Annotated in this window: 22 protein-coding genes; 5 read left to right on the forward strand and 17 right to left on the reverse strand. The window is 53.2% G+C overall.

Annotated elements, in window-relative coordinates:
* Positions 1 to 7: 7 nt before the first annotated feature.
* The 5 genes from K334_RS0109000 to pyk all read right to left on the reverse strand — a co-directional run bounded on the left by K334_RS0109000 (position 8) and on the right by pyk (position 4,824).
* On the reverse strand, positions 8 to 418 hold the full coding sequence (locus tag K334_RS0109000) for a hypothetical protein (protein ID WP_025881054.1): 411 nt from the start codon (positions 416 to 418) through the stop codon (positions 8 to 10).
* Positions 419 to 436: 18 nt separating this feature from the next.
* Entirely contained in the window at positions 437 to 679 is a 243-nt protein-coding gene (gene atpC, locus K334_RS0109005) for an ATP synthase F1 subunit epsilon (protein ID WP_025881053.1), read from the reverse strand.
* 46 nt (positions 680 to 725) lie between these two features.
* The gene (gene atpD / locus K334_RS0109010) at positions 726 to 2,252 is read right to left on the reverse strand and encodes a F0F1 ATP synthase subunit beta (RefSeq protein ID WP_025881051.1); all 1,527 of its coding nucleotides are present in this window, start codon (positions 2,250 to 2,252) and stop codon (positions 726 to 728) included.
* A 125-nt stretch (positions 2,253 to 2,377) separates the two neighbouring features.
* On the reverse strand, positions 2,378 to 3,355 hold the full coding sequence (pfkA, locus tag K334_RS0109015) for a 6-phosphofructokinase (RefSeq protein WP_027444848.1): 978 nt from the start codon (positions 3,353 to 3,355) through the stop codon (positions 2,378 to 2,380).
* Between the two features lie 17 nt (positions 3,356 to 3,372).
* The gene (gene pyk, locus K334_RS0109020; RefSeq protein ID WP_021589791.1) at positions 3,373 to 4,824 is read right to left on the reverse strand and encodes a pyruvate kinase; all 1,452 of its coding nucleotides are present in this window, start codon (positions 4,822 to 4,824) and stop codon (positions 3,373 to 3,375) included.
* A gap of 365 nt (positions 4,825 to 5,189) precedes the next feature.
* On the opposite strand from pyk, the gene K334_RS0109030 reads away from it, so the two are divergent.
* The 4 genes from K334_RS0109030 (at position 5,190) to K334_RS0109045 (ending at position 10,090) form a co-directional block, all read left to right on the forward strand.
* The gene (locus K334_RS0109030; protein ID WP_021589807.1) at positions 5,190 to 6,530 is read left to right on the forward strand and encodes a TolC family protein; all 1,341 of its coding nucleotides are present in this window, start codon (positions 5,190 to 5,192) and stop codon (positions 6,528 to 6,530) included.
* 243 nt (positions 6,531 to 6,773) lie between these two features.
* Positions 6,774 to 7,940, forward strand: a complete 1,167-nt coding sequence (locus K334_RS0109035) for an efflux RND transporter periplasmic adaptor subunit (RefSeq protein ID WP_027444850.1) — start codon at positions 6,774 to 6,776, stop codon at positions 7,938 to 7,940.
* 81 nt (positions 7,941 to 8,021) lie between these two features.
* Positions 8,022 to 8,792, forward strand: a complete 771-nt coding sequence (locus tag K334_RS0109040) for an ABC transporter ATP-binding protein (protein WP_025881047.1) — start codon at positions 8,022 to 8,024, stop codon at positions 8,790 to 8,792.
* A gap of 59 nt (positions 8,793 to 8,851) precedes the next feature.
* A complete protein-coding gene (locus K334_RS0109045; protein ID WP_025881045.1) occupies positions 8,852 to 10,090 on the forward strand; it encodes an ABC transporter permease in 1,239 nt (412 codons plus the stop codon).
* A 19-nt stretch (positions 10,091 to 10,109) separates the two neighbouring features.
* Here K334_RS0109045 and K334_RS0109050 read toward each other — a convergent pair whose 3' ends face one another.
* A complete protein-coding gene (locus K334_RS0109050) occupies positions 10,110 to 10,760 on the reverse strand; it encodes an HAD family hydrolase (protein WP_036890228.1) in 651 nt (216 codons plus the stop codon).
* Between the two features lie 89 nt (positions 10,761 to 10,849).
* Here K334_RS0109050 and mltG point away from each other — a divergent pair, with 89 nt between their 5' ends.
* Positions 10,850 to 11,896 (forward strand): endolytic transglycosylase MltG, encoded by a 1,047-nt coding sequence (gene mltG / locus K334_RS0109055; RefSeq protein WP_027444851.1) that lies wholly within the window; start codon positions 10,850 to 10,852, stop codon positions 11,894 to 11,896.
* Between the two features lie 32 nt (positions 11,897 to 11,928).
* On the opposite strand, the gene K334_RS0109060 is transcribed toward mltG, so the two are convergent.
* The 11 genes from K334_RS0109060 to K334_RS0109105 are packed head-to-tail and all read right to left on the reverse strand — an operon-like array spanning position 11,929 to position 21,031.
* Complete coding sequence (locus K334_RS0109060; protein ID WP_027444852.1) at positions 11,929 to 13,014, reverse strand: AMP-binding protein; 1,086 nt, start codon at positions 13,012 to 13,014, stop codon at positions 11,929 to 11,931.
* Positions 13,015 to 13,023: 9 nt separating this feature from the next.
* The gene (locus K334_RS0109065) at positions 13,024 to 14,085 is read right to left on the reverse strand and encodes an o-succinylbenzoate synthase (RefSeq protein WP_025881039.1); all 1,062 of its coding nucleotides are present in this window, start codon (positions 14,083 to 14,085) and stop codon (positions 13,024 to 13,026) included.
* Between the two features lie 28 nt (positions 14,086 to 14,113).
* Positions 14,114 to 14,941 carry a 1,4-dihydroxy-2-naphthoyl-CoA synthase gene (gene menB / locus K334_RS0109070; protein ID WP_025881037.1) on the reverse strand — a complete coding sequence of 276 codons (828 nt, stop codon included), beginning with the start codon at positions 14,939 to 14,941 and terminating at the stop codon, positions 14,114 to 14,116.
* Positions 14,941 to 16,650 carry a 2-succinyl-5-enolpyruvyl-6-hydroxy-3-cyclohexene-1-carboxylic-acid synthase gene (gene menD, locus K334_RS0109075; RefSeq protein WP_025881034.1) on the reverse strand — a complete coding sequence of 570 codons (1,710 nt, stop codon included), beginning with the start codon at positions 16,648 to 16,650 and terminating at the stop codon, positions 14,941 to 14,943. Before menD ends, menB begins: the two co-directional genes overlap by 1 nt.
* A complete protein-coding gene (locus K334_RS0109080; RefSeq protein ID WP_306302566.1) occupies positions 16,637 to 17,671 on the reverse strand; it encodes an isochorismate synthase in 1,035 nt (344 codons plus the stop codon). Before K334_RS0109080 ends, menD begins: the two co-directional genes overlap by 14 nt.
* A 57-nt stretch (positions 17,672 to 17,728) precedes the next feature.
* Positions 17,729 to 18,145 (reverse strand): PaaI family thioesterase, encoded by a 417-nt coding sequence (locus tag K334_RS0109085; protein ID WP_021589729.1) that lies wholly within the window; start codon positions 18,143 to 18,145, stop codon positions 17,729 to 17,731.
* Complete coding sequence (locus K334_RS0109090; protein ID WP_021589730.1) at positions 18,142 to 18,684, reverse strand: 2-oxoacid:ferredoxin oxidoreductase subunit gamma family protein; 543 nt, start codon at positions 18,682 to 18,684, stop codon at positions 18,142 to 18,144. Before K334_RS0109090 ends, K334_RS0109085 begins: the two co-directional genes overlap by 4 nt.
* A gap of 10 nt (positions 18,685 to 18,694) precedes the next feature.
* Positions 18,695 to 19,465: a thiamine pyrophosphate-dependent enzyme gene (locus K334_RS0109095; RefSeq protein ID WP_025881030.1), complete on the reverse strand. Its 771-nt coding sequence runs from the start codon at positions 19,463 to 19,465 to the stop codon at positions 18,695 to 18,697.
* 4 nt (positions 19,466 to 19,469) lie between these two features.
* Complete coding sequence (locus K334_RS0109100; RefSeq protein ID WP_025881028.1) at positions 19,470 to 20,558, reverse strand: 3-methyl-2-oxobutanoate dehydrogenase subunit VorB; 1,089 nt, start codon at positions 20,556 to 20,558, stop codon at positions 19,470 to 19,472.
* Between the two features lie 4 nt (positions 20,559 to 20,562).
* Positions 20,563 to 20,805 (reverse strand): 4Fe-4S binding protein, encoded by a 243-nt coding sequence (locus K334_RS14495; RefSeq protein ID WP_081658067.1) that lies wholly within the window; start codon positions 20,803 to 20,805, stop codon positions 20,563 to 20,565.
* Between the two features lie 46 nt (positions 20,806 to 20,851).
* A complete protein-coding gene (locus tag K334_RS0109105) occupies positions 20,852 to 21,031 on the reverse strand; it encodes a tetratricopeptide repeat protein (RefSeq protein ID WP_021589808.1) in 180 nt (59 codons plus the stop codon).
* Positions 21,032 to 21,086: the final 55 nt, after the last annotated feature.

A 21,086-nucleotide genomic window follows, 5' to 3' on the forward strand; every position in this document is an offset into this window, starting at 1 on the left:
TATAATTTCATTTGTCAAGATGTCCAGCGGTATTTCGCAAGCGGGAAAAGAAAAGGGAATGATGCAACAAGACTGCCAGATAAAACGGGGCGAATGACAACAGGAATGCGACCATGCCATCACGGTCTGAAACCAAGTAATAGACGAACAGCAACAGCAAGGCCAGCAAGAATCTGAAGCCGGAAACGGCCATGAAGAAAGTTGCCTTTGTCTCGTCGGCTTTGCCTTCTATCTTCGGCCATACGCACGCGTCGGCAATGTCCACGGCCAATGCGAAAAACATACTGACCATGATGGGAGTCAACAGCAGTCCAACATCGAGGAGTTGACAAACAAGCAATTCCAGAAGAAACAAGCCGAAGACAATCTTTAGCGTTTGCCGAACATACTTTCTACTTGCCGATTTCAACCCTGTCATTTTCCTTTCGTGTTCTTTCTACAATTCCACGCACAAGCGAACTTCATTCTTTTGCACCTCGACAAAGCCGCCTTGAATCTCCAAGCTGGTTGCTTCGGTGCCGGCCGGCTTGTAAGTCACTACGCCCTTCTCCAAAGAAGAAATGATTGGTGCATGGTTTTCCAATATTTCAAACATGCCGATGGAGCCGGGAACCACCACGCTGCCAACTTCTCCCACAAAGAGAATCTTCTCCGGAGACACGATTTTCAACTGCATCATAGCGTCTGTTTAAAAGTTTATTTGCTCACATGAAATACATGAACGCTTAAGCGCTGGCAGCTGCAAGCAGTTTCTTGGCCTTTTCCTTGGCGTCTTCAATCGTTCCCACGTTGATGAAGGCCTGTTCGGGCAGGTCGTCCACTTCACCGTCGAGGATTGCGTTGAACCCCTTGATGGTGTCTTCAATGGGCACCATCACGCCTTTCAGTCCCGTGAACTGTTCTGCCACGGTGAATGGCTGCGAAAGGAAACGCTGCACACGGCGCGCGCGATTCACGGTCAGCTTGTCTTCATCGGAAAGTTCGTCCATACCCAAGATGGCTATGATGTCCTGAAGTTCGTTGTAACGCTGCAGCAATTGCTTCACACGTTGTGCGCAGTCATAGTGGGCCTTGCCTACGATGAGCGGGTCCAAGATGCGGGAAGTGCTGCCCAGCGGGTCTACAGCCGGATAGATGCCCAGCTCGGCTATCTTGCGCGAAAGCTCCGTTGTAGCATCCAGATGCGAGAATGTTGTCGCCGGTGCAGGGTCGGTCAAGTCATCCGCCGGCACATATACAGCTTGGACGGAAGTGATGGAACCGTTTTTTGTCGAAGTGATACGCTCCTGCATCGTACCCATTTCGCTGGCCAATGTCGGCTGATATCCTACAGCCGACGGCATTCGACCCAGCAAAGCGGACACTTCAGAGCCTGCCTGCGTGAAACGGAAGATGTTGTCAATGAAGAACATGATGTCAGCCGACTCGCCGTCCTTGCCTCCATGGTCACGGAATTCCTCTGCAACCGTCAGTCCCGACAACGCTACCGAAGCACGTGCTCCGGGCGGTTCGTTCATCTGGCCATATACCAAAGTGGCTTGGCTTTCCGCCAATTCCTTCTTGTCCACGAGCGACAGGTCCCACTTGCCTTCTTCCATAGCCTTTCTGAAAGCGTCACCATACTTGATGACTCCGCTCTCCAGCATGTCGCGCAGCAAGTCGTTACCTTCACGAGTACGTTCTCCTACACCGGCAAAGACGGAATAGCCGTTGTGTCCCTTGGCGATGTTGTTGATCAACTCCATGATCAGTACGGTCTTTCCCACTCCCGCACCGCCAAAGAGGCCGATTTTTCCACCCTTCATATAAGGTTCCAGCAGGTCTATGACCTTGATGCCGGTCGCCAACATCTCTTTATGCGTGGAGAGTTGGTCGAACGAAGGTGCTTCGCGATGGATGGGATACGAGCCTTTCATGTTCAGTTCTTCCATTCCGTCGATAGGTTTGCCGATGACATTCATCATGCGACCCTTGATTTGCTCACCGGCAGGCATGGTGATGGGACTGCCGGTAGTCATCACTTCCAGTCCTCTTTGCAAACCGTCCGTGTTGTCCATGGCCACACACCGGACCGTATCTTCACCTATATGCTGTTGCACCTCGATGACAAGTTCGCTGCCATCAGGTCTTTTTACTTTTAAAGCTTCATAAATTTTCGGCAACACCTTCTCCGCATCTTGCCCCTCCGTATTGAAATAAACGTCAATTACCGGACCGATAATCTGAGAGATGTGCCCTATAATTTGCGACATAAGCTGTTAATTTAAATGTTAACATTCAGAAATAATGAGATAACAAAAGTAGAAATAAATGACGAATCCCACAAAACAATTAGGGACTTTAGACAATTTATCAACAACTTTAATACCTTTTAATATTATATACTCAACTCGTTAAGCACCTTTATCAGCTTTCTGTCAAAAGGTTTGTCGCTGCGAATCGCCTCGCTCAGCGGCACATAGACCACCTCGTTGTTTCTCACACCAACCATGATGTTGCGCTGTCCTTGTAGAATTGCTTCAATCGCGCCTACGCCTGTACGACTGGCCAGGATGCGGTCGCGGGCCGTCGGACGGCCTCCGCGCTGCAAATGCCCCAAGATGGACACACGCACATCGTATTCTGGAAACTCTTTCTTGACGCGGTCGGCATAATATAGGGCGCCACACTTAGGACTCTCGCTGACAATCACGATACAGCTCTTCTTGCTTTTACGAATGCCACGCTCCATAAATTGGGCCAACTGGTCCACATCCGTGCTGTCTTCAGGTATGATCGCGGCCTCCGCGCCCGACGCGATGGCTGAGTTTTGGGCAAGAAAGCCCGCGTCTCGCCCCATCACTTCGACAAAGAAAATACGCTCGTGGCTCTGTGCCGTGTCCCGTATGCGGTCTACACATTCCACGATGGTGTTCATCGTCGTGTCGTAGCCTATTGTGTTGTCTGTTCCATAGAGGTCGTTGTCAATCGTTCCCGGCAATCCGATGCAGCAAATGTCGTATTCGCGGGCGAACTCCATGGCTCCGGTCAGCGACCCGTTGCCGCCAATTACGACCAAGGCGTCTATTTCTTGCTTCTGAATGTTCTCAAAAGCCTTCTGCTGTCCCTCTGCTGTCATGAAGTCCTTGCTGCGCGCCGTCTTCAACATCGTACCACCGGTGCCGATGATTCCACTGACGTTTTCCGTCGTAAAGGATTTGATTTCATTGTTGATCAAGCCGTCATAGCCACGATATATGGCCTTTATGTGAAAGCCATTGTAAATCCCCGCACGGGTCACGGCTCTGATGGCGGCGTTCATTCCAGGTGCGTCCCCGCCCGAAGTGAGGATACCTATTGTCTTTATCTTTACCATAATTGTAGCTTAATATCTTATTTCCTTACTCTCTCATCAGGCAAGTGGAATTGATAGCGGCGTTCAAACACCTCTTTCACTTTGTTAATTTCCAGGAATGTAGTGCCACCGCCTTCTCCAAGGCTGCCGCTCAAATACGCAATCTTGTCCGACAATTCTATATAGCCCTTCTGTCGCAGCATACGCAGTGCCGCGAAAAACATATATTGTGAAGACACATGCTCCTTCTGGTAAATCGGAATCACGCCATAGCTGAGGTTCAACCAGCGTTGCGTCTTCTCTTTATAGCAGATTGCCAGCACAGGAACCGGTCCGCGGAACGCGGCCAGGTTGCGGGCGGTCTGTCCTGTCTCGCTGTCCGTGATGATACCTGCGACTCCCATCTTCTGTGTGGCTTCGATGGCGGCGTGTGCCAGGAACTCTCTCTGGTCGCAGTTCGGAGCCATCGGGATGGCGATGTCGTTCTCCCGAGCCTTGTCCTTCTCGGCTTCTTCGGCTATCCGCGCCATGGTCTGGACGGCTTCCAGCGGATACTTTCCACTGGCTGTCTCCCCACTCAACATCAACGCGTCGGTGCGATAGTAGATGGCATTGGCAATATCGGTCACCTCTGCACGGGTAGGTCGGGGGTTGTTGATCATCGTGTGAAGCATTTGCGTTGCCACGATGACCGGGCGCTTCTTCAACACGCATTTGCGGATTATCTGACGCTGAATGCCGGGAATGGTCTCTATGGGCACTTCTATGCCCAAATCACCACGCGCAATCATGATACCATAGCAGGCATCGATGATTTCGTCTATATTGTCCACTCCTTCCTGGTTCTCAATCTTTGAAATGATCTTGATGTCACTTCCATTTGCGTCCAACATATCTTGGACAGCTTTCACGTCAGCGGCGTTTCTCACAAACGAATGGGCGATGAAGTCTATGTTCAGCTCCACTGCGAGCAAGATATTCATCTTGTCTTTTTCCGTAAGTGTAGGAAGGTCAATGTGTTCTCCGGGAACATTCACGCTTTTTCGCGCTCCCAATGTGCCGTCGTTCTTCACTTTGACAATCAGCATGGGGCCTTCGTTCTCCATCACTTCCATGTCCAGCTCGCCATCGTCGAAAAGCAGATGGTCACCCACTTTCACGTCCTTGCAAATGTCTACATAAGAAACATTGATGATGTCGTGCGAGGTTTCCATCTCCGGGCGGCCGAAAACCTTCACGACGTCACCTATAGAATAATGTATAGGCGCGGCCACTCCCGTCGTTCTCACCTCCGGTCCCTTCGTATCTATCATGATACCGATGTGTGGAGATACGGCCCGCACGTTCTCCACAATCTGCCTGATACCATCAGGTGTGGCATGAGCGGTGTTGATTCTGACTACGTTCATGCCCGCAAAGAACAATTTGCGGATAAAATCCTGGTCACACCTGCGGTCGCTGATCGAGGCAACTATCTTGGTTTGTTTCATACGGTATACCCTTGTCTTTTTGTGCAAAGATACAAAAATAATCATACTTCATTATCTTTTGAAAGATAAAATCATTAAAATCAACAGGCAACCCTTCGCTTGGTTCCCCGCAGATATGCAGGGGCAATCCATATTCCTTTGGTTTGGGCGGGCGGAAAGCTGTCCTCCGACGCAGCTTCGCTTGTCGGTTGCATGGCATTCGAGTGACAGAATGTTAATATTGCCGTTCCGTTTACGAATTAGTGTTAAGAAACAGATGGCCTGATAGACTTTTTGCACCAATCCATCATCAAAAAGATGAACTTTGAAGAAGATGTATCAACATTGAAGAGACATTCGCGTCAAACGGAAATAAACAAATATTTATGAGAAAGTCATTAGCTACATTTTTACTGGGTCTTGCCTTTCTGACACCCACGATGGAAAGTTCGGCCCGCAACTGGTCGCTGCAAGACTGCATCAACTATGCCTTGCAAAACAACATCTCACTACAGAAACAGCGCATCCAGCGGCAAAGCGCCAACGAAGACGTCCTGCAAGCCAAGGCGGCCCTGCTCCCTGACTTGAGTTTTTCCACCAGTCAGAACTTCACTTACACCCCTTGGATAGAGTCGGGAATCAGCGGTGACGGCTATTCCCGAAGCTCTGTGGATAAATTCTACTACAATGGAACCTATGGTTTGAGCGGCAATTGGACTTTGTGGAACGGCAACCGCAATCACAATACGGTGAAGTTGAACAAGCTGATTGAGGAAAAGGCTGGTCTGGACTCAGCCACGACGGCCAACAACATCCAGGAACAGATCGCCCAACTCTACGTTCAAATCCTCTATTCGACCGAAGCCGTCAAGGTGAACAAGGAGAGTCTGGAGAGCAGCACGCAGAACGAAGCGCGCGGAAAGGAGATGGTGAAGATTGGAAAAATGAGCAAAGCCGACCTTGCCCAGCTGACCGCGCAGCGCGCCCAGGACGAGTACAACGTCGTCTCGGCCGAAAGTGCGACCAAGAACTACAAGCGTCAATTGAAGCAACTGCTGCAAATAACGGACGACGAGGACTTCAACGTCACGACCCCCGAGGCTTCCGACGACATGGCCATGCAGGAAATACCGACCTTGAACAGCGTCTACACGGCCGCATTGGACTATCGTCCCGAGCTGAAAGGCTACCGGAACATGATCGAACAGAGCGACATGCAGCTCAAGATAGCCAAGGCACAGGGCATGCCCACCATCAGTGCGAACGCCGGAGTGTCGACCAACACCACGTCCATGAACAGCCTGGACTGGTCGAAGCAGCTCAAGAACAACGTCTCGGTCGGTGCAGGCATCAGCGTGAGGGTGCCCATTTTCGACAATCGGACGAAGCGGACGGCCGTGAACAAGGCTCTGTTGCAACGAGAAAGCAGCATGCTCGACTTGAAGAACGAGCAAACCACCCTCTACTCCACCATCGAAAACTACTGGCTTCAGGCCGTCACCAACCAGAATCAGTTCAAGGCAGCCAAGGTCAGCACGGAGAGCGCGCAGACCAGTTACGACCTTTTGAGCGAGCAATTCAGGCTCGGGTTGAAGAACATCGTCGAGCTCCGCACGGGCAAGGACAACCTGTTGAAGGCCCGTCAGAATGAATTGCAAAGCAAATACCTTACCATTCTGAATCTCGGCATGTTGAGTTTCTACCGGAATGGCACCCCGATGAAATGAGAAATGTGGAGTGTGAAATGGGAAATGGCATTCCGATGAAATATGAAAGCTGCCTTTTCAGCTTGTAAGAGGGCTGCTTTTACAATGCAAAAGGGTAGCTTTTACACGACGAAAAGGCCGCTCTTGCAAGCTCAAAGGGCTGCTTTTGAAAAGACAAGAACTACAACTGAGACTCCATCGGCTTCATGATGGACCGACTATCATTCAACAAGAGACTATTTAAAGGAACAAAACAAGAGAGATATGAAACGGATAAACAAGATTTGGATTGGCGTCATCGCGCTCATCCTCTTAGCTATCAGTGCCTTTCTGCTGACGGATGGCAAGAAGAAAGAGGAGGTGAGTTTCGTCATGGAGAAGGTTTCCAAAGCCAATATCCAGAACAGCATCACGGCCACGGGCAGCATCGAGCCGGTCACGAGCGTCACAGTCGGTACCCAGGTGAGCGGTATTGTGAGCAAGCTGTATGTCGATTATAACAGCGTTGTGAAGAAGGGGCAGGTCATTGCCGAACTCGACAAGACCAACCTGACCAGTGAACTGAACACGGCAAAGGCCAACATGAGCAATGCCCAGAGCAACCTGACCTATCAACAGGCCAACTTCAATCGCTACGCCACGCTCTACAAGAAGGGGCTCGTGAGCGCGGACGACTACGAAAGTGCCCGCCTCGCCTACCAGCAGTCCAAGGAACAGGTGGCCACGGCACGAGAGAATGTGCGCAAGGCGCAGACCAACCTCGGCTATGCCACCATCACTTCGCCCATCGACGGGGTCGTACTTTCAAAGTCGGTGGAGGAAGGTCAGACCGTGGCGGCCAGCTTCAGCACGCCCGAACTCTTCACGATAGCCCAGGATCTGACCAACATGCAGGTTGTGGCCGATGTCGACGAGGCTGACATCGGCGATGTTCGACAGGGAGAAAGGGTGACCTTCGCCGTGGACGCCTATCCCAACGACACGTTTGAAGGTACGGTAAAACAGGTGCGCCAGCAAGCCACGACCACCAACAACGTGGTCACCTACGAAGTGGTCATCAGTGCCCCCAACGCCGACTTGAAGCTGAAACCCGGCCTGACGGCCAACGTCACCATCTATACGGCCGAGCGTCAGGGTGTCGTCAGCGTCACCAACAAGGCGCTCCGCTTCACACCGACCAAGGAAACCGTCGGCAACAAGAAGATTGTCGACTGCAACGGCAAGAATAAAGTGTGGGTGGAAGAAGGCAATGCGGTCAAGGCCGTTCCTGTCAACATCGGCGAAACCGACGGCACGCATACGCAGATTCTGGGTGGAATCGGCGAAGGCAAGCGCGTCATTACGGAGCTGAAAGTTGTCAGCAACCAGGAGGAAGCTGCCGCTTCGCAAGAGTCGAGCCCGTTTGCGCCCGGCCCCCGAAAGAGGAAGTGACCACCATCCCACACGATTTTCCGTTCAACGAGCCATGCCCGAGCTGTTTTGGCCTGGCAAAGTCCTCAAAACCATATCAGTATGACTGAACAAATAACAGACAACAATAGGAAGGTGGTCATCGAACTTCAGAATGTGAAGCGCGATTTCAGGGTCGGCGACGAGACCGTGCATGCGCTCCGCGGCGTCTCGTTCACCATTCGTGAAGGTGAATTTGTAACGATCATGGGCAAATCAGGCTCCGGCAAGTCCACCCTCCTCAACCAGTTGGGGTGTCTCGACACCCCTTCCAGCGGCGAATACTATCTCGACGGCGTTTCTGTCAGGACGATGAGCAAGGCGCAGAGGGCCACGCTGCGCAACCGCAAGATAGGCTTCATCTTCCAGAACTACAATCTCTTGCCCAAGACAACCAGCGTGGAAAATGTGGAATTGCCGCTGATGTACAATCCCGACGTCAGTGCCCGGGAACGCAACGAGCGGGCCGTCGAAGCCCTGAAAGCCGTCGGTCTGGGCGAACGCCTCTATCACAAGAGCAACCAGATGTCGGGTGGTCAGATGCAACGGGTGGCCATTGCCCGCGCTCTGGTCAACAATCCGGCCGTCATTCTGGCCGACGAGGCGACGGGAAATCTCGACACCCGCACCTCATTCGAGATTCTGGTACTCTTCCAAAAGTTGCATGCCGAGGGACGAACAATCATCTTCGTCACCCACAACCCCGACATTGCCCGCTACTCCAGCCGCAACATCCAGCTGCGCGACGGTCGTGTCATCAGCGACGAGTACAACCACGACGTCATGAGCGCGGCCGAAGGGCTTGCCGCCCTGCCGGCCAATGCCGACGAATAGCGGCTCCGCAGGCGGTAGTCATCCACATTTTACATTCCGAATCCAAAGAAAGAAACAAGATGAATTACAGCAATCTATTCAAGATAGCCTTGCGGGCCATCGCGGCCAACAAGATGCGGTCGTTTCTCACGGCATTGGGTATCATCATCGGCGTGGCTTCCGTCATCACCATGCTGGCCATCGGTCAAGGCTCGAAGAAGAGCATTCAGGCCAACATCGCCGAGATGGGTTCCAACATGATCATGATCAGTCCGGGAGCCGACATGCGTGGCGGTGTGCGCCAGGACCCTTCGGCCATGCAAACGCTGAAGATGGCTGACTATACGGCCATCAAAGAAGAATGCAATTACATCAAGGCCATCAGTCCAACTGTCACCAGCAGCGGCCAATGGATCTATGGCAACAACAACACGCAGTCGTCCATCTATGGCGTAAATGGCGACTATTTGGAAATCAGACAGCTTAGCGTGTCGGACGGCGAGATGTTCACCGACAACGATATCAAGTCGAGTGCCAAGGTGTGCGTACTGGGACAGACGGTCGTGGGCTATCTGTTTCCCGACGGCAGCGACCCTATCGGCAGGGTGGTGCGCTTCAACAGCATTCCCTTCCGTGTGGTCGGGGTCTTGAAAAAGAAAGGTTACAATTCCATGGGCATGGACCAGGACGACCTTGTGCTGGCTCCCTACACCACCGTCATGAAGCGAATCCTGGCCCAGACCTATCTGGGAGGCATCACTTGCTCGGCCGTTGTCGAGGGTGTCACGGACAAGGCGACCGAACAGATATCGTCCATTCTGCGCAGAAACCACAAGTTGAAGGACGCGACCGACACAACGGAAGCCGACAAGGACGACTTCAACATCCGCAGCCAGGAAGAGTTGTCGAGCATGATGAACTCCACCACCGACATGCTGACGATACTGCTGGGCTGCGTTGCGGGCATTTCGCTGATAGTCGGCGGTATCGGCATTATGAACATCATGTATGTCAGCGTGACGGAACGCACACGCGAGATTGGTCTCCGCATGAGTGTGGGCGCACGTGGCATTGACATCCTGAATCAATTCCTCATCGAAGCCATCATGTTGAGCGTCACCGGCGGCGTCATTGGTGTGCTGCTGGGAGTTGGCGCATCATACGGCGTGAACCTGCTGGCCCACTGGCCCATTGCCATTCAGCCGTGGAGTATCGTCATGAGTTTTGCGGTCTGCACGTTTACAGGCGTCTTCTTCGGGTGGTATCCAGCCAAGAAGGCGGCTATGCTCGACCCGATAGAAGCCATCAGGTATGAATAAAAGAGGAAGGGAGGTCGTTTTAAAACACGTTCGTGATTTCGGCAGGCGACGCGACAAGGTCTGTGGCTCCGTGTGACAGCAGGAAGGCCTTATCGCGGAAGCCCCATAAGACGCTGATACAAGGCATGCCGCTGTTCTTGGCTGTATCGATGTCGACGTCACTGTCGCCCACATAGACGCATTCCTCACGTCCGACACCCAACTGCCGCATGGCTTCAATGACCGTATCAGGGGCCGGTTTCTTCCGGATATCCTCACGCTCACCTATCGCAACCTCTATCAATCCGTCGAAAAAGTGACGTGCCAACTCTTGTGTGGCGGCATAAAACTTGTTGCTGACGATGGCCATTCCGCAACCGTTGGCCTTCAACTGCCGGAGCATATCCAAGATACCGGGATACGGACAGGTGTGGTCGAGATTGTGCTGCATGTAATGTTGGCGAAACAAAGCGTAGGTTTCGTCGAACTGCGGATGGCCCGCGCCTCCGGGAACGGCCCGCTCCATCAGCTTCCTGACGCCGTTGCCCACAAAACATCTCACCTCGTCCAACGTGCGTTCGGGCATGCCGAAAGCTTTCAACGCGTAATTGCAACTGAGATAAAGGTCGGTGAGAGAATCTAGTAAAGTACCATCCAAATCAAAAATATAAGTACCGTATCTACTTATCATGCCTACTGATGTTTGAGGCAAAAGTACAAAATATATTTTGTTCTCACAATAATTAATGGTAACTTTGCAGCCGTTTTCAAAAAGGTTATATGGATAAACAAACCAAAAACAAATACCTTTATGCGACCATCGGTTGCATTTTTGTGGCTGTGGCTTTGGTCTATTATTATTTCTTCTCTTCGATGAACGCCACAGGAAAGACCCAATATCTTTATATCGACGCTGACGACAACATCGACTCTGTATATAATAAGGTGAAAGCGGTATCGAACGACCACGGATTCATCGGCTATCGCACGTTGGTGAGACACTGCACTTACAAAAGCAACATCCACACCGGACGCTATTCGCTGAAACCTGGCGACGGCGCTTTCAGCCTGTTCCGACATCTGAAGAACGGAATGCAGGCCTCGATAGACCTTACCATTCCGAGTGTAAGGACACCGGAAAAGCTGGCCAACGAGCTTTCAAAGAAGCTAATGCTGGACAGCGCGGCCATCGCAAAGGCGCTGAAAGACGAGACCTACTGCAAGCAATGGGGCTACGACACCACAACCATCCTCTGCCTCTTCATCCCCAACACGTATGACATGTATTGGAATGTGTCGCTCGACAAGTTCATGGAACGGATGCAAAAGGAAAACAAAAAATTCTGGAACTTCGACCGTACACACAAGGCTGAGGAAATGAAGCTGTCGCACAATCAAGTGATGACCTTGGCCAGTATCGTCGATGAAGAGACCGCCAACAACGGGGAGAAGCCGATGATAGCGGGCATGTACTACAACCGGCTCATGTTGCGCAATGCCGAGTACCCTGACGGCATGCCTTTGCAGGCCGATCCGACCATCAAGTTTGCCTGGAAGCGGTTTGAACTGAAGCGCATCTACCACAATCTGCTTTTCATCGACAGCCCTTACAACACTTATAAGAACGCGGGACTGCCTCCCGGCCCGATTCGCATTCCGTCGGTTGCGGGCATAGACGCCGTGCTCAATCACGTACACCACAGCTATCTCTACATGTGTGCCAAGGAGAATTTCAGCGGGACGCACAATTTCGCCCGCACTTATGCGGAACATTTGGACAATGCGGCCAAGTATGCGAAAGCATTGAACGAACGAGGAATCAAATAAAGAAGACTTCCAACAGAATCAAAGCCCATTGATTATGGATTCTGTTGCATGATAAAACGAGCAACTTCCCCTCTTGCGACTTTACCGGTTTGCGTGAGGGGAATTTCGTTGATGTGCAAGTAACGACGCGGCACCCAATACTTGGGCAACGCGTTCGTGCAGATTTCCGCCACTTCGGCCAAGTCTGTCGCTTCGGTAACGAGCACCATGGCTTCGCCAAACTTCTCGTCCGGCTTCTTACCGATGGCGAACGGGCGGGAAAGGAAGGGCCGGAGGAACTGCTCCACCTCTTCTATCTGAATCTTCACGCCGCCCGAGACGATGACGTTATCTTTCCTTCCCAACACCCGAAACAGTCTCTTGCGACGACCGTCGGCCGTTTTCACGGTCTTGATTTCCACCCGGTCGTTTGTTTCCAACATGCCGTCGTGAACCAGCGGAGCGTCGATGACCAAACAACCGTCCCCATTGCAAGCGATCCGAACACCATCGAAAGGCTCATACCAGTCGCTTGCGGCCGGCCCGTTGAGCCTTCGCAAGGCGATATGGCTCAAGGTCTCGGTCATGCCGTAGGTGCTCCAAACTGCATTGGGGAAGTATTTCAGGGCCTGTGCCAACTGGTCGTCGACTGCGCCACCGCCGATAATCAGGTGCTTCGTCTGCCGCAAACGCGCCGCTTCCTCGGGCACTTGCAACGTATTGTAGACCTGCAACGGCACCATGGCGACCAATGAAAAAGACGCGGGAAAGGTTTCAGGGCATACAGGAACGGGCACAGGCGAGCCGAAGGGGGCTGCTTTGAAAGTCACGGAAAAGACTTTGGCAAGCGCCGAATCGGACAAAGGGTGTCCCGTTGGTGCTACGGAAAAAAGTTGCAATTGCCTTTCAATGCTTCTGACGACCATCATCTTGGCACCGATATACTTCAAATTCATGCACAGCAAAGCCGTGTCATGAGGCCGCAATCCCAGAAAATCGCAGGTGACGCGGGCCGAATGAAGCATGGACTGCTTTGCAACGAGCATGGGCTTCGGCTTTCCCGTAGAGCCCGAAGTATGCACCGAGACAAACGGCGACGCGGCGTTCCACTCGTTTAAAAACTCTTCCAACCGACTCATTTGCCCATTTTATTGAAACCAAAGTTCGTCTTTCCGAATGTGCAGACAGTCAAACGGCGTCGCCGCCGGAAAGCGGACAACGGGTTCGTTGTCCACAAAGAGTTGGCCAGTGCCCAGTCCTTGCGGCATGGTTATGCAAGGGCCATACGTCTTCGCGCAATATTGGGCGATGGCATTCAGCCCCACGTTGCTCTCCAAAGCAGACGTTATCCAGCTGCCAATGCCATGCCGGCGAGCCAATTCAATCCATTCCGACGAGCCGAACATTCCCCCATGCAGACTCGGTTTCAGCACAATGTATTGCGGTTGAATCGTTTCGAGCAACGCCTCCTTCATGCTTTTCACGTTCACGCCAATCAGTTCTTCGTCCAAGGCGATGGGCAACGGGCTGTCCTTGCACAGCCGGGCCATGTCCGCCCACTGATGTTGGCGAATGGGTTGTTCGATGGAATGGATGTCATAGCGGGCCAAGGCCTCCAGACGTTGCAGGGCGTTGTCGGGCGTAAAGCCCCCGTTCGCGTCGACACGAAGCTCTACCTGTTCTCTTGTAAAGTTATCGCGGATGTGACGAATCAGGTCGAGTTCGCGCTCAAAGTCGATGGCTCCGATTTTCAACTTGACACAATGGAAACCGGCTTGCAGCTTGGTTTCAAGCCGTTCGCACATCTCTTTATAGCTTCCCATCCACACAAGCCCGTTGATGGGTATGCCTTCTTCGCCGCGACTGAACGGCGTATCGAAGAACGCGGGGGAGCCGCCGGCCCGAAGCTGCGCGAAGGCGGTCTCCAAGCCGAAGAGTATGCTGGGATAAGGACGCAGCATGTCGTAAGGGATTTGCCCCATCTGCTCCACCAACCGACACACCTGTTCAAGGATTCGACCGTATTCGGGAATGGCATCGCAACTCAAATCGGGCAATGGCGCGCACTCGCCGACACCCGCTATGCCGGGACTGTCGGCGGAAGTCAGCGTCAGAAAGTAGCTGTGACGGGTGGTATAGACACCTCGGGACGTACCTGCCGGTTGCTTGAAATGCAGCAAACGGTCGGAAATCTGAATCGAACAGCGCATCGTTTTCTTCAAAACAGCCTTGGGAAAGTTAGGGGAATTGAGGGTATTTGTCGAAATCGGGCTTGCGTTTTTCCAGGAAAGCCTTTCCTCCTTCCTGCGCTTCATCCATGGTATAGTAGAGCATGGTCGCGTCGCCGGCCAGTTCCTGTATGCCCGCCTGCCCGTCGAGTTCGGCATTCAGGCCCGCCTTGATCATGCGCAAAGCCAGCGGACTACGCTCCACCATGGTCTCGGCCCACTCCACACAGGTGTCTTCAAGCTGGTCGAAAGACACCACCTTGTTGACCATTCCCATGCGTTCGGCCTCCACGGCTGTGTATTGCCTGCACAGAAACCATATTTCGCGCGCCTTCTTCTGCCCTACCATCCGTGCCAGATAGCTGGCGCCGAAACCCGCGTCGAAGCTTCCGACCTTCGGACCGGTCTGCCCGAAGATGGCATTGTCGGACGCGATGGTCAGGTCGCACATCACATGGAGCACATGGCCGCCCCCGATGGCATAGCCATTGACCATGGCTATCACCGGTTTGGGCAGGCGGCGAATCTGCATTTGCACGTCGAGCACGTTCAGCCGGGGCACTCCATCCGTGCCCACATAGCCCCCACGTCCCTTCACGTGCATGTCGCCACCGGAACAGAAGGCCTTGTCGCCGGCCCCGGTGAGTATCACCACGCGCACATTTTGGCTTTCGCGGCAATAGCTGAAGGCCTGGCTCATCTCCCAAGTGGTGAGCGGCGTGAAGGCATTGCGGTAGCGGGGACGATTGATGGTTATCTTTGCAATGTGGTTATATTCCTCAAACAGAATCTCTTTAAAGTCGAAACCTTCGATCGGTTTCCATGTTCTTGTTGTCATTATGATAATGTATTAAAATATTCTTGATACGTGTTCATGTCTTCATCGGGGTCGGTGAAGACTTCGAGTAGCACAGGACGGCGGGCCGACGGGTCCGTAAGCACGCCCATCAAGTCGGCCAGCGAAGCCGCATCGGCCGCCCTATGATAATCTATTCCATAAGCTCGGCAAAGGCCTTCCGCCGTCGTCCGGTGGGCAGCCATGACGAGTTCCGCGCGTGCCGGACTGTCTTTCAGTCCCTCAAACTTGCCGAATATGCCGCCACAACCATTGTTGAGCAACAGGATTCGCAGGTTTCTTCGAAGCGAATCGTTCCACAACGCGTTCTGGTCATAGAAGAAACTGAGGTCGCCAATGACGACATGGACGCGCTCGTCGGTGACCAGCGAGTGGCCTGCCGCAGTGGACAAGGAACCTTCTATGCCGTTCACGCCACGGTTGCAATGGAAATAATGCCGACTGTAAACCATGCCCATGCGCACCGACATGCTGTTGGCATAATGGACTGCGCAAGGCCATGTCCCATCGCTTTGCATCCGTTCGTTGAACAATTTGACCGCCAACAACTCAGAATAACGAGGCACGAACGATTGCAAATGGCGTGAAACGCGCTGCGACAACAGCTCCCAACGCCTGAAATAAGCTTCGTGTATGGGACTGGCTTCTACGTAAAGATTGGCGCAAAGCTCCTGTGTCGTACTCTGGATGACATGCTTGACGTTCATGAAGGTGTCATGCACGCCGCCATCGGCAGTCACTTCCCACACGTCGGCCTGCTCTGCCTGACGCAGGAAGTGCTTCAACCGTTTGCTGACCAGGTTGCCGCCGGCATACAGGATGAAGTCGGGCAGATAGTCGGACAGGCGTTCCGGATGGGCGGAGATTTCCCTTTCGGCGAGACAAACCAGTTCGTCAACGTGGGGATTGGCACCCTCGTCGCCCATCATTTCCACCCAAACGGGGATGTTCGCGGCGGCAAGGCGATTGGAAAAGCCAGGTTCCACTTCGCAACGCTTCGTCTGTCCCAAAACAATCAAGGGCCTTTCAGCCTGCAACAGCAGCTCTTTCAGCTTGCAAAAAGCCCCTGATTGCCAGCCAATTGGCCCCATTTGGTCTATCAATCGTTCAGCTTTTAGAAACCGCTGGTTGAACGCGTACAACGGCTCTGCTATGGGAACATTGATATGAACGGGGCCGCCGCCGTACCACTTGCAGGCCAAGAGCGCCTCGTTCACCAGCCGATTGCAATGCCACCGCTGCTCTTTGTCCACGGGCTCGGGCAAGGATACGCATTTGTGAACGAAACGCCCGAACGCGTCGGGCTGCGGAAGCGTCTGCCCGTCGAGCTGCTCTATCCATGCCGGCGGACGGTCGGCGGAGATGACGACGAGCGGCACATGCTGATAAAAGGCCTCGGCAACGGCCGGAGCGACATTGAGCAAGGCCGTGCCCGACGTGACACAAACGGCCACCGGCTCACCCGTGGCCAGGCTCATGCCCAGCGCGTAAAAGCCCGCCGACCGCTCGTCGGTCACGGGATGGCAGGCGATGTCGCCGCATTCCTTGAGGTTGTGCACGACAGGCGCGTTCCTGCTGCCGGGACAGACCACGGCATGCTTCACGCCATGAGCCATGAGCAAAGACGTGAGAATGTTGACATTCTCCTTGTTGGAAAAACGCTTTTGCGATGTAAAACTATTTGAATACATTTCTCATCGTTTGGAGTTTAGCTTCCGTTTCCATCCATTCGCTGTCCACATCACTGTCTTTCAGAATCCCTCCACCGGCATACAAATGAAACATTTGGTCTGTCAGCTGCATGCAACGGAGGCTCACATAGAGATGCGTTTGCCCACCGGGAAACAGCGGCCCCATGAAGCCGCTGTAGTATTTGCGGGGCGAATGCTCGTGAAGCAGTATGAAATCGCGCGCTTCTTTCTTGGGCAGTCCACACACGGCCGGTGTGGGATGAAGGGCTTCCAGCATAGCTCCCAGATGGTTTTCATCCTTCAGTTGAAACGTAAAGTCACTGCGGAGATGCACCAGGTCGGCAGCCCTGACGGTGGAAGGTCCCTCTTCCGTAAAGTCGGAAGCAAACTTTTGCAGGCAGCCTGTAATGTAATTGGCGACATATCGCTGCTCTTGAATGTTCTTGGGAGACCATCGGCTCGATTCACCCTCGCCCTTCAAATCCTGCACTTCCAACTTCATGGTGCCTGCCAAAGCCATCGTGCGCCACACATTTCCTTCGCCTTCCAAAAGGATTTCGGGCGTAGCAAAGAGCCAAGTGCCGGTAAGCGGCGTCGAGACAAGGGCGATGAACAGGCGTGGATAAAGGCTGCAAGCTTGCACGAAAAGCGCCATGGGGTCGGTTTCGGCATGGCGGAAATCGCAGCGTCGGGCCAAAACGAGCTTCTTGAACCTGCCCGCAGCCAACGCTTCGTGGAACAACAGGAAGTCATTCCGATAGCTGTTCAGATTGTCCGAACCGACGGGTTCCGCGTGGCAATGTGGGCTTGCAGCGGCAGGCAGTGCCACTTCTTCCATGACATCGGGGCGGATGACGACAATCGGACATTCTTCCGTCTGCATGAAAGGGGCCATCACAAAGCCGCGGCAACCATTTAAATCGGCAACGGAATCAACCCGTTGCAGGTCGCCGTCGGTCTGCGACAGCAGCGTATAATGCTTTTGATGGGGTAAACGATAGACCGCATAGTTATCCATCATTTATCTTTTGCTTCTTATTTTTACTGTTTATGCTATTGTTTTTCAAAACTTTCTCCCCTATTTTGCCCTGGGAGAAAGCACGTAATTCGTGACTTGCACAGTCGAAATCAAATCACCGGTCTCGTCCTTGATATCTATATGCCAAGTGTGGAGCGTCCTTCCCTTGTGCAACAGCCGGCCATACGCCGTGACGGTGGAGCCGTAACTGACGGCTTTCACGTGCGTGCCGTTGACATTTATGCCCACGCTGATCTTGCCCGGACACAACGCCATCGAGCCCACGCCTGCCAGATTCTCGGCCAACGCCAGGGAAGCGCCACCGCTCAGGAAGCCGAAGACCTGCTTGTTGCGGTTGTCCACCTTCATCGTCGCCTGCAAAGTGTCAGGCTCGGGCGTGGAGATGAACTCCATCCCGAGCGTGTTTGACAGTCCATCTTGTGACTTGATGGTTTCCTTTAAGTTCTCTACATTCATTGTTTTTGAATTATCTTTCTACCCTCATCGACAGCTTCCATGTTCAGAGGAATCAACTGATGATGACGCTCCGGCAACGTTTTGTAGAGCGCCTTCTCCAACGCCTGCGGCGTGACGAGGGGGCAAACCTGGAGCAATCCGCCCAATACAATCATGTTGAAGACCTTGGCGTTTTTCATTTCCGCAGCCTTGTCCATGGCGTCTATCCGATAAACCGTAATGTCATTGCGGGTCGGTGGGTTCATGATTCCATAGCCGTCATAGATGAGAATGCCGCCCGGTTTGAGCTTGGGTTCAAACTTGTCAAGCGACGGTTGGTTCAAAACGATGGCGATGTCGTACTTGCTCAAGATGGGTGAAGATATGCGTTCGTCGCTCACGATGACCGTCACGTTGGCCGTTCCGCCACGCTGTTCGGGGCCGTAAGCTGGCATCCACGTCACTTCCTTGTCTTCCATCAGTCCGGAATAGGCCAGAATCTTACCCATGGAAAGTACGCCTTGCCCGCCAAAGCCGGCTATAATGATTTCCTGTTTCATACTCTTGTTTTTATAGATTGGTAGTATCTTTCAAATCACCTTTCGGATAGTATGCCAGCATGTGCTCCCTCAACCACTCGTTGGCCTTGACCGGTGTGAGCTTCCAACCGCTCGAACAGGTGCTGACTATCTCGACGAGGCTGGAGCCTTTGCCTGCCATCGAAGACTCGAAAGCCTTTCGGATGGCCTTCTTCGCCGCACGGACAGACGCCACCGTGTCGACGCTTTGCCGCGTCACATAGCATGTTCCATCCAGCTGGGCGGCTATTTCCGTCATCTTGAGTGGGTATCCGTGCAGTTCCGGATCGCGTCCGTAAGGACAAGTGCTTGTCTTCTGGCCCAACAAAGTGGTAGGCGCCATCTGTCCACCGGTCATTCCGTAGATGGCGTTGTTGATGAAAATGATGGTCATGTTCTCACCTCTGTTCAACGCGTGGATGGTCTCTGCCGTTCCGATACATGCCAAGTCGCCGTCACCCTGATAGGTGAAGACGAGGCGGTCGGGCCACACGCGCTTGATGGCCGTAGCCACTGCGGGCGCACGCCCATGGGCGGCTTCCTGCCAGTCGATGTCCAGATAGCGGTAGGCGAACACCGCACAGCCTACCGGACATACGCCGACGGTTTTCTCCTCCAGCCCCATGTCGCTCACGACCTCGGCCACGAGTTTGTGCACCACGCCATGGGAACAGCCCGCGCAATAGTGCATCGGCGTGTCATTCATCAATTCCGGCTTCGCATACACGAGGTTCTCCGGTGAGATAATATTGTTCTGATCCATAGCCTTATTCCTTTACAAGTTTAGTTTCCAATGCCGTTACGATTTCTTCCGGGTCCGGCACGATGCCACCCAACCGTCCAAAATGCTCTACCGGCAACTTCCCGTTGATGGCCAGACGCACGTCCTGCACCATCTGGCCGGCATTGATCTCGACAACCAGAATGCCCTTCTTGCCTTTAGCCAGCTCCGCAATTTGCTTTTTGGGGAACGGCCACAGCGTAATCGGGCGGAAAAGTCCCACTTTCATGCCCCGCTTGCGAGCCGACTTCATGCCTTTTTCGGCAATACGGGCCGCACTGCCGAAAGCCACAATCATATATTCGGCGTCGTCCAACTGCTGTGTTTCAAACCGCACCTCAGCCTCTTCAATCTGCCGGTATTTGTCCTGCAAGGCAATATTGCGCAGTTCCATCACCTCAGACTTCAATTCAAGCGACGTGATGACATTGGGCTGCCTGCCCCCGAAGCGGCCCATCGTGGCCCAGGGGCATTCCTTTTTGATTTCTTCTTCCGTGCGGCGAGGCTTCATCGGTGGCAACACCACCTTCTCCATCATCTGTCCGATGACGCCATCCGACAGAATCATGGCCGGGTTGCGATACCTGAAGGCCAGCGTAAAGGCCAAGTCCATGAAATCGGCCATTTCCTGTACGGACGACGGAGCCAGCACGATGACGTTGTAGTCGCCATTGCCTCCGCCGCGCGTGGCCTGGAAATAATCGCTCTGCGAAGGCTGGATGGTGCCCAGTCCGGGGCCGCCACGCTGCACATTCACGATGACTCCGGGCACTTCCGCACCGGCCATATAAGATATTCCCTCCTGCATCAGGGCCACACCGGGGCTTGACGAGGTTGTAAAGACGCGCTTGCCGGCTCCGGCTGCGCCATAAACCATATTGATGGAGGCCACTTCGCTCTCCGCCTGGACGACCACCATGCCGGTCGTCTCCCAGGGTTTCAGCAGCGACAGGGTCTCTATGATTTCCGTCTGGGGAGTGATCGGGTAACCAAAAAAGCCATCCACGCCGCAGCGAACCGCCGCATGGGCAATGGCCTCGTTGCCCTTCATCAATGTAACTTCTTGCTTTTCCATATTCTTAGACTTGATCTTCCATTCGTTTACGATACACCGTAATGCAACCGTCGGGGCAGACGATCGCGCACGCGCTGCAACCGACACAGCGGTCGACATTGCTTCCAGGCTCCACATAGGGATACCCATGCACATTGACTTTCTTATCTGCCATCACAATGACGTCTTGCGGACATGCGACAGCGCACAGACCGCAGCCTTTGCATCGGTCCGTGTTCACCACGATGGCACCTTTTATTTTACCCATAGTCTTTGTATTTAGTATGATTTCATGAATTTATCTGTTGCAAACATCAAGGGTTATACATGTCCTTGCAATAAAACGCAAGAATGTTGTCGAGCATTTGCTTCGCCTCCACAGCCGGACTTTCCGGGTCGAGTGCAATCGCCTCCATATAACAATTGAGGGCTGCCTGCCAATTTTGCTGCTTGCGGAACTCGTTGCCCCGCAAATACCATTCACAACTTGTCATCAATGAACTTATGTTTTGTCAACCTTTGGCTTTTCAAAAGTGAATATTACGATTT

This window comes from Segatella baroniae DSM 16972 = JCM 13447 (genome assembly GCF_000426585.1).
GTDB classification, from domain to species: Bacteria; Bacteroidota; Bacteroidia; order Bacteroidales; family Bacteroidaceae; genus Prevotella; species Prevotella baroniae.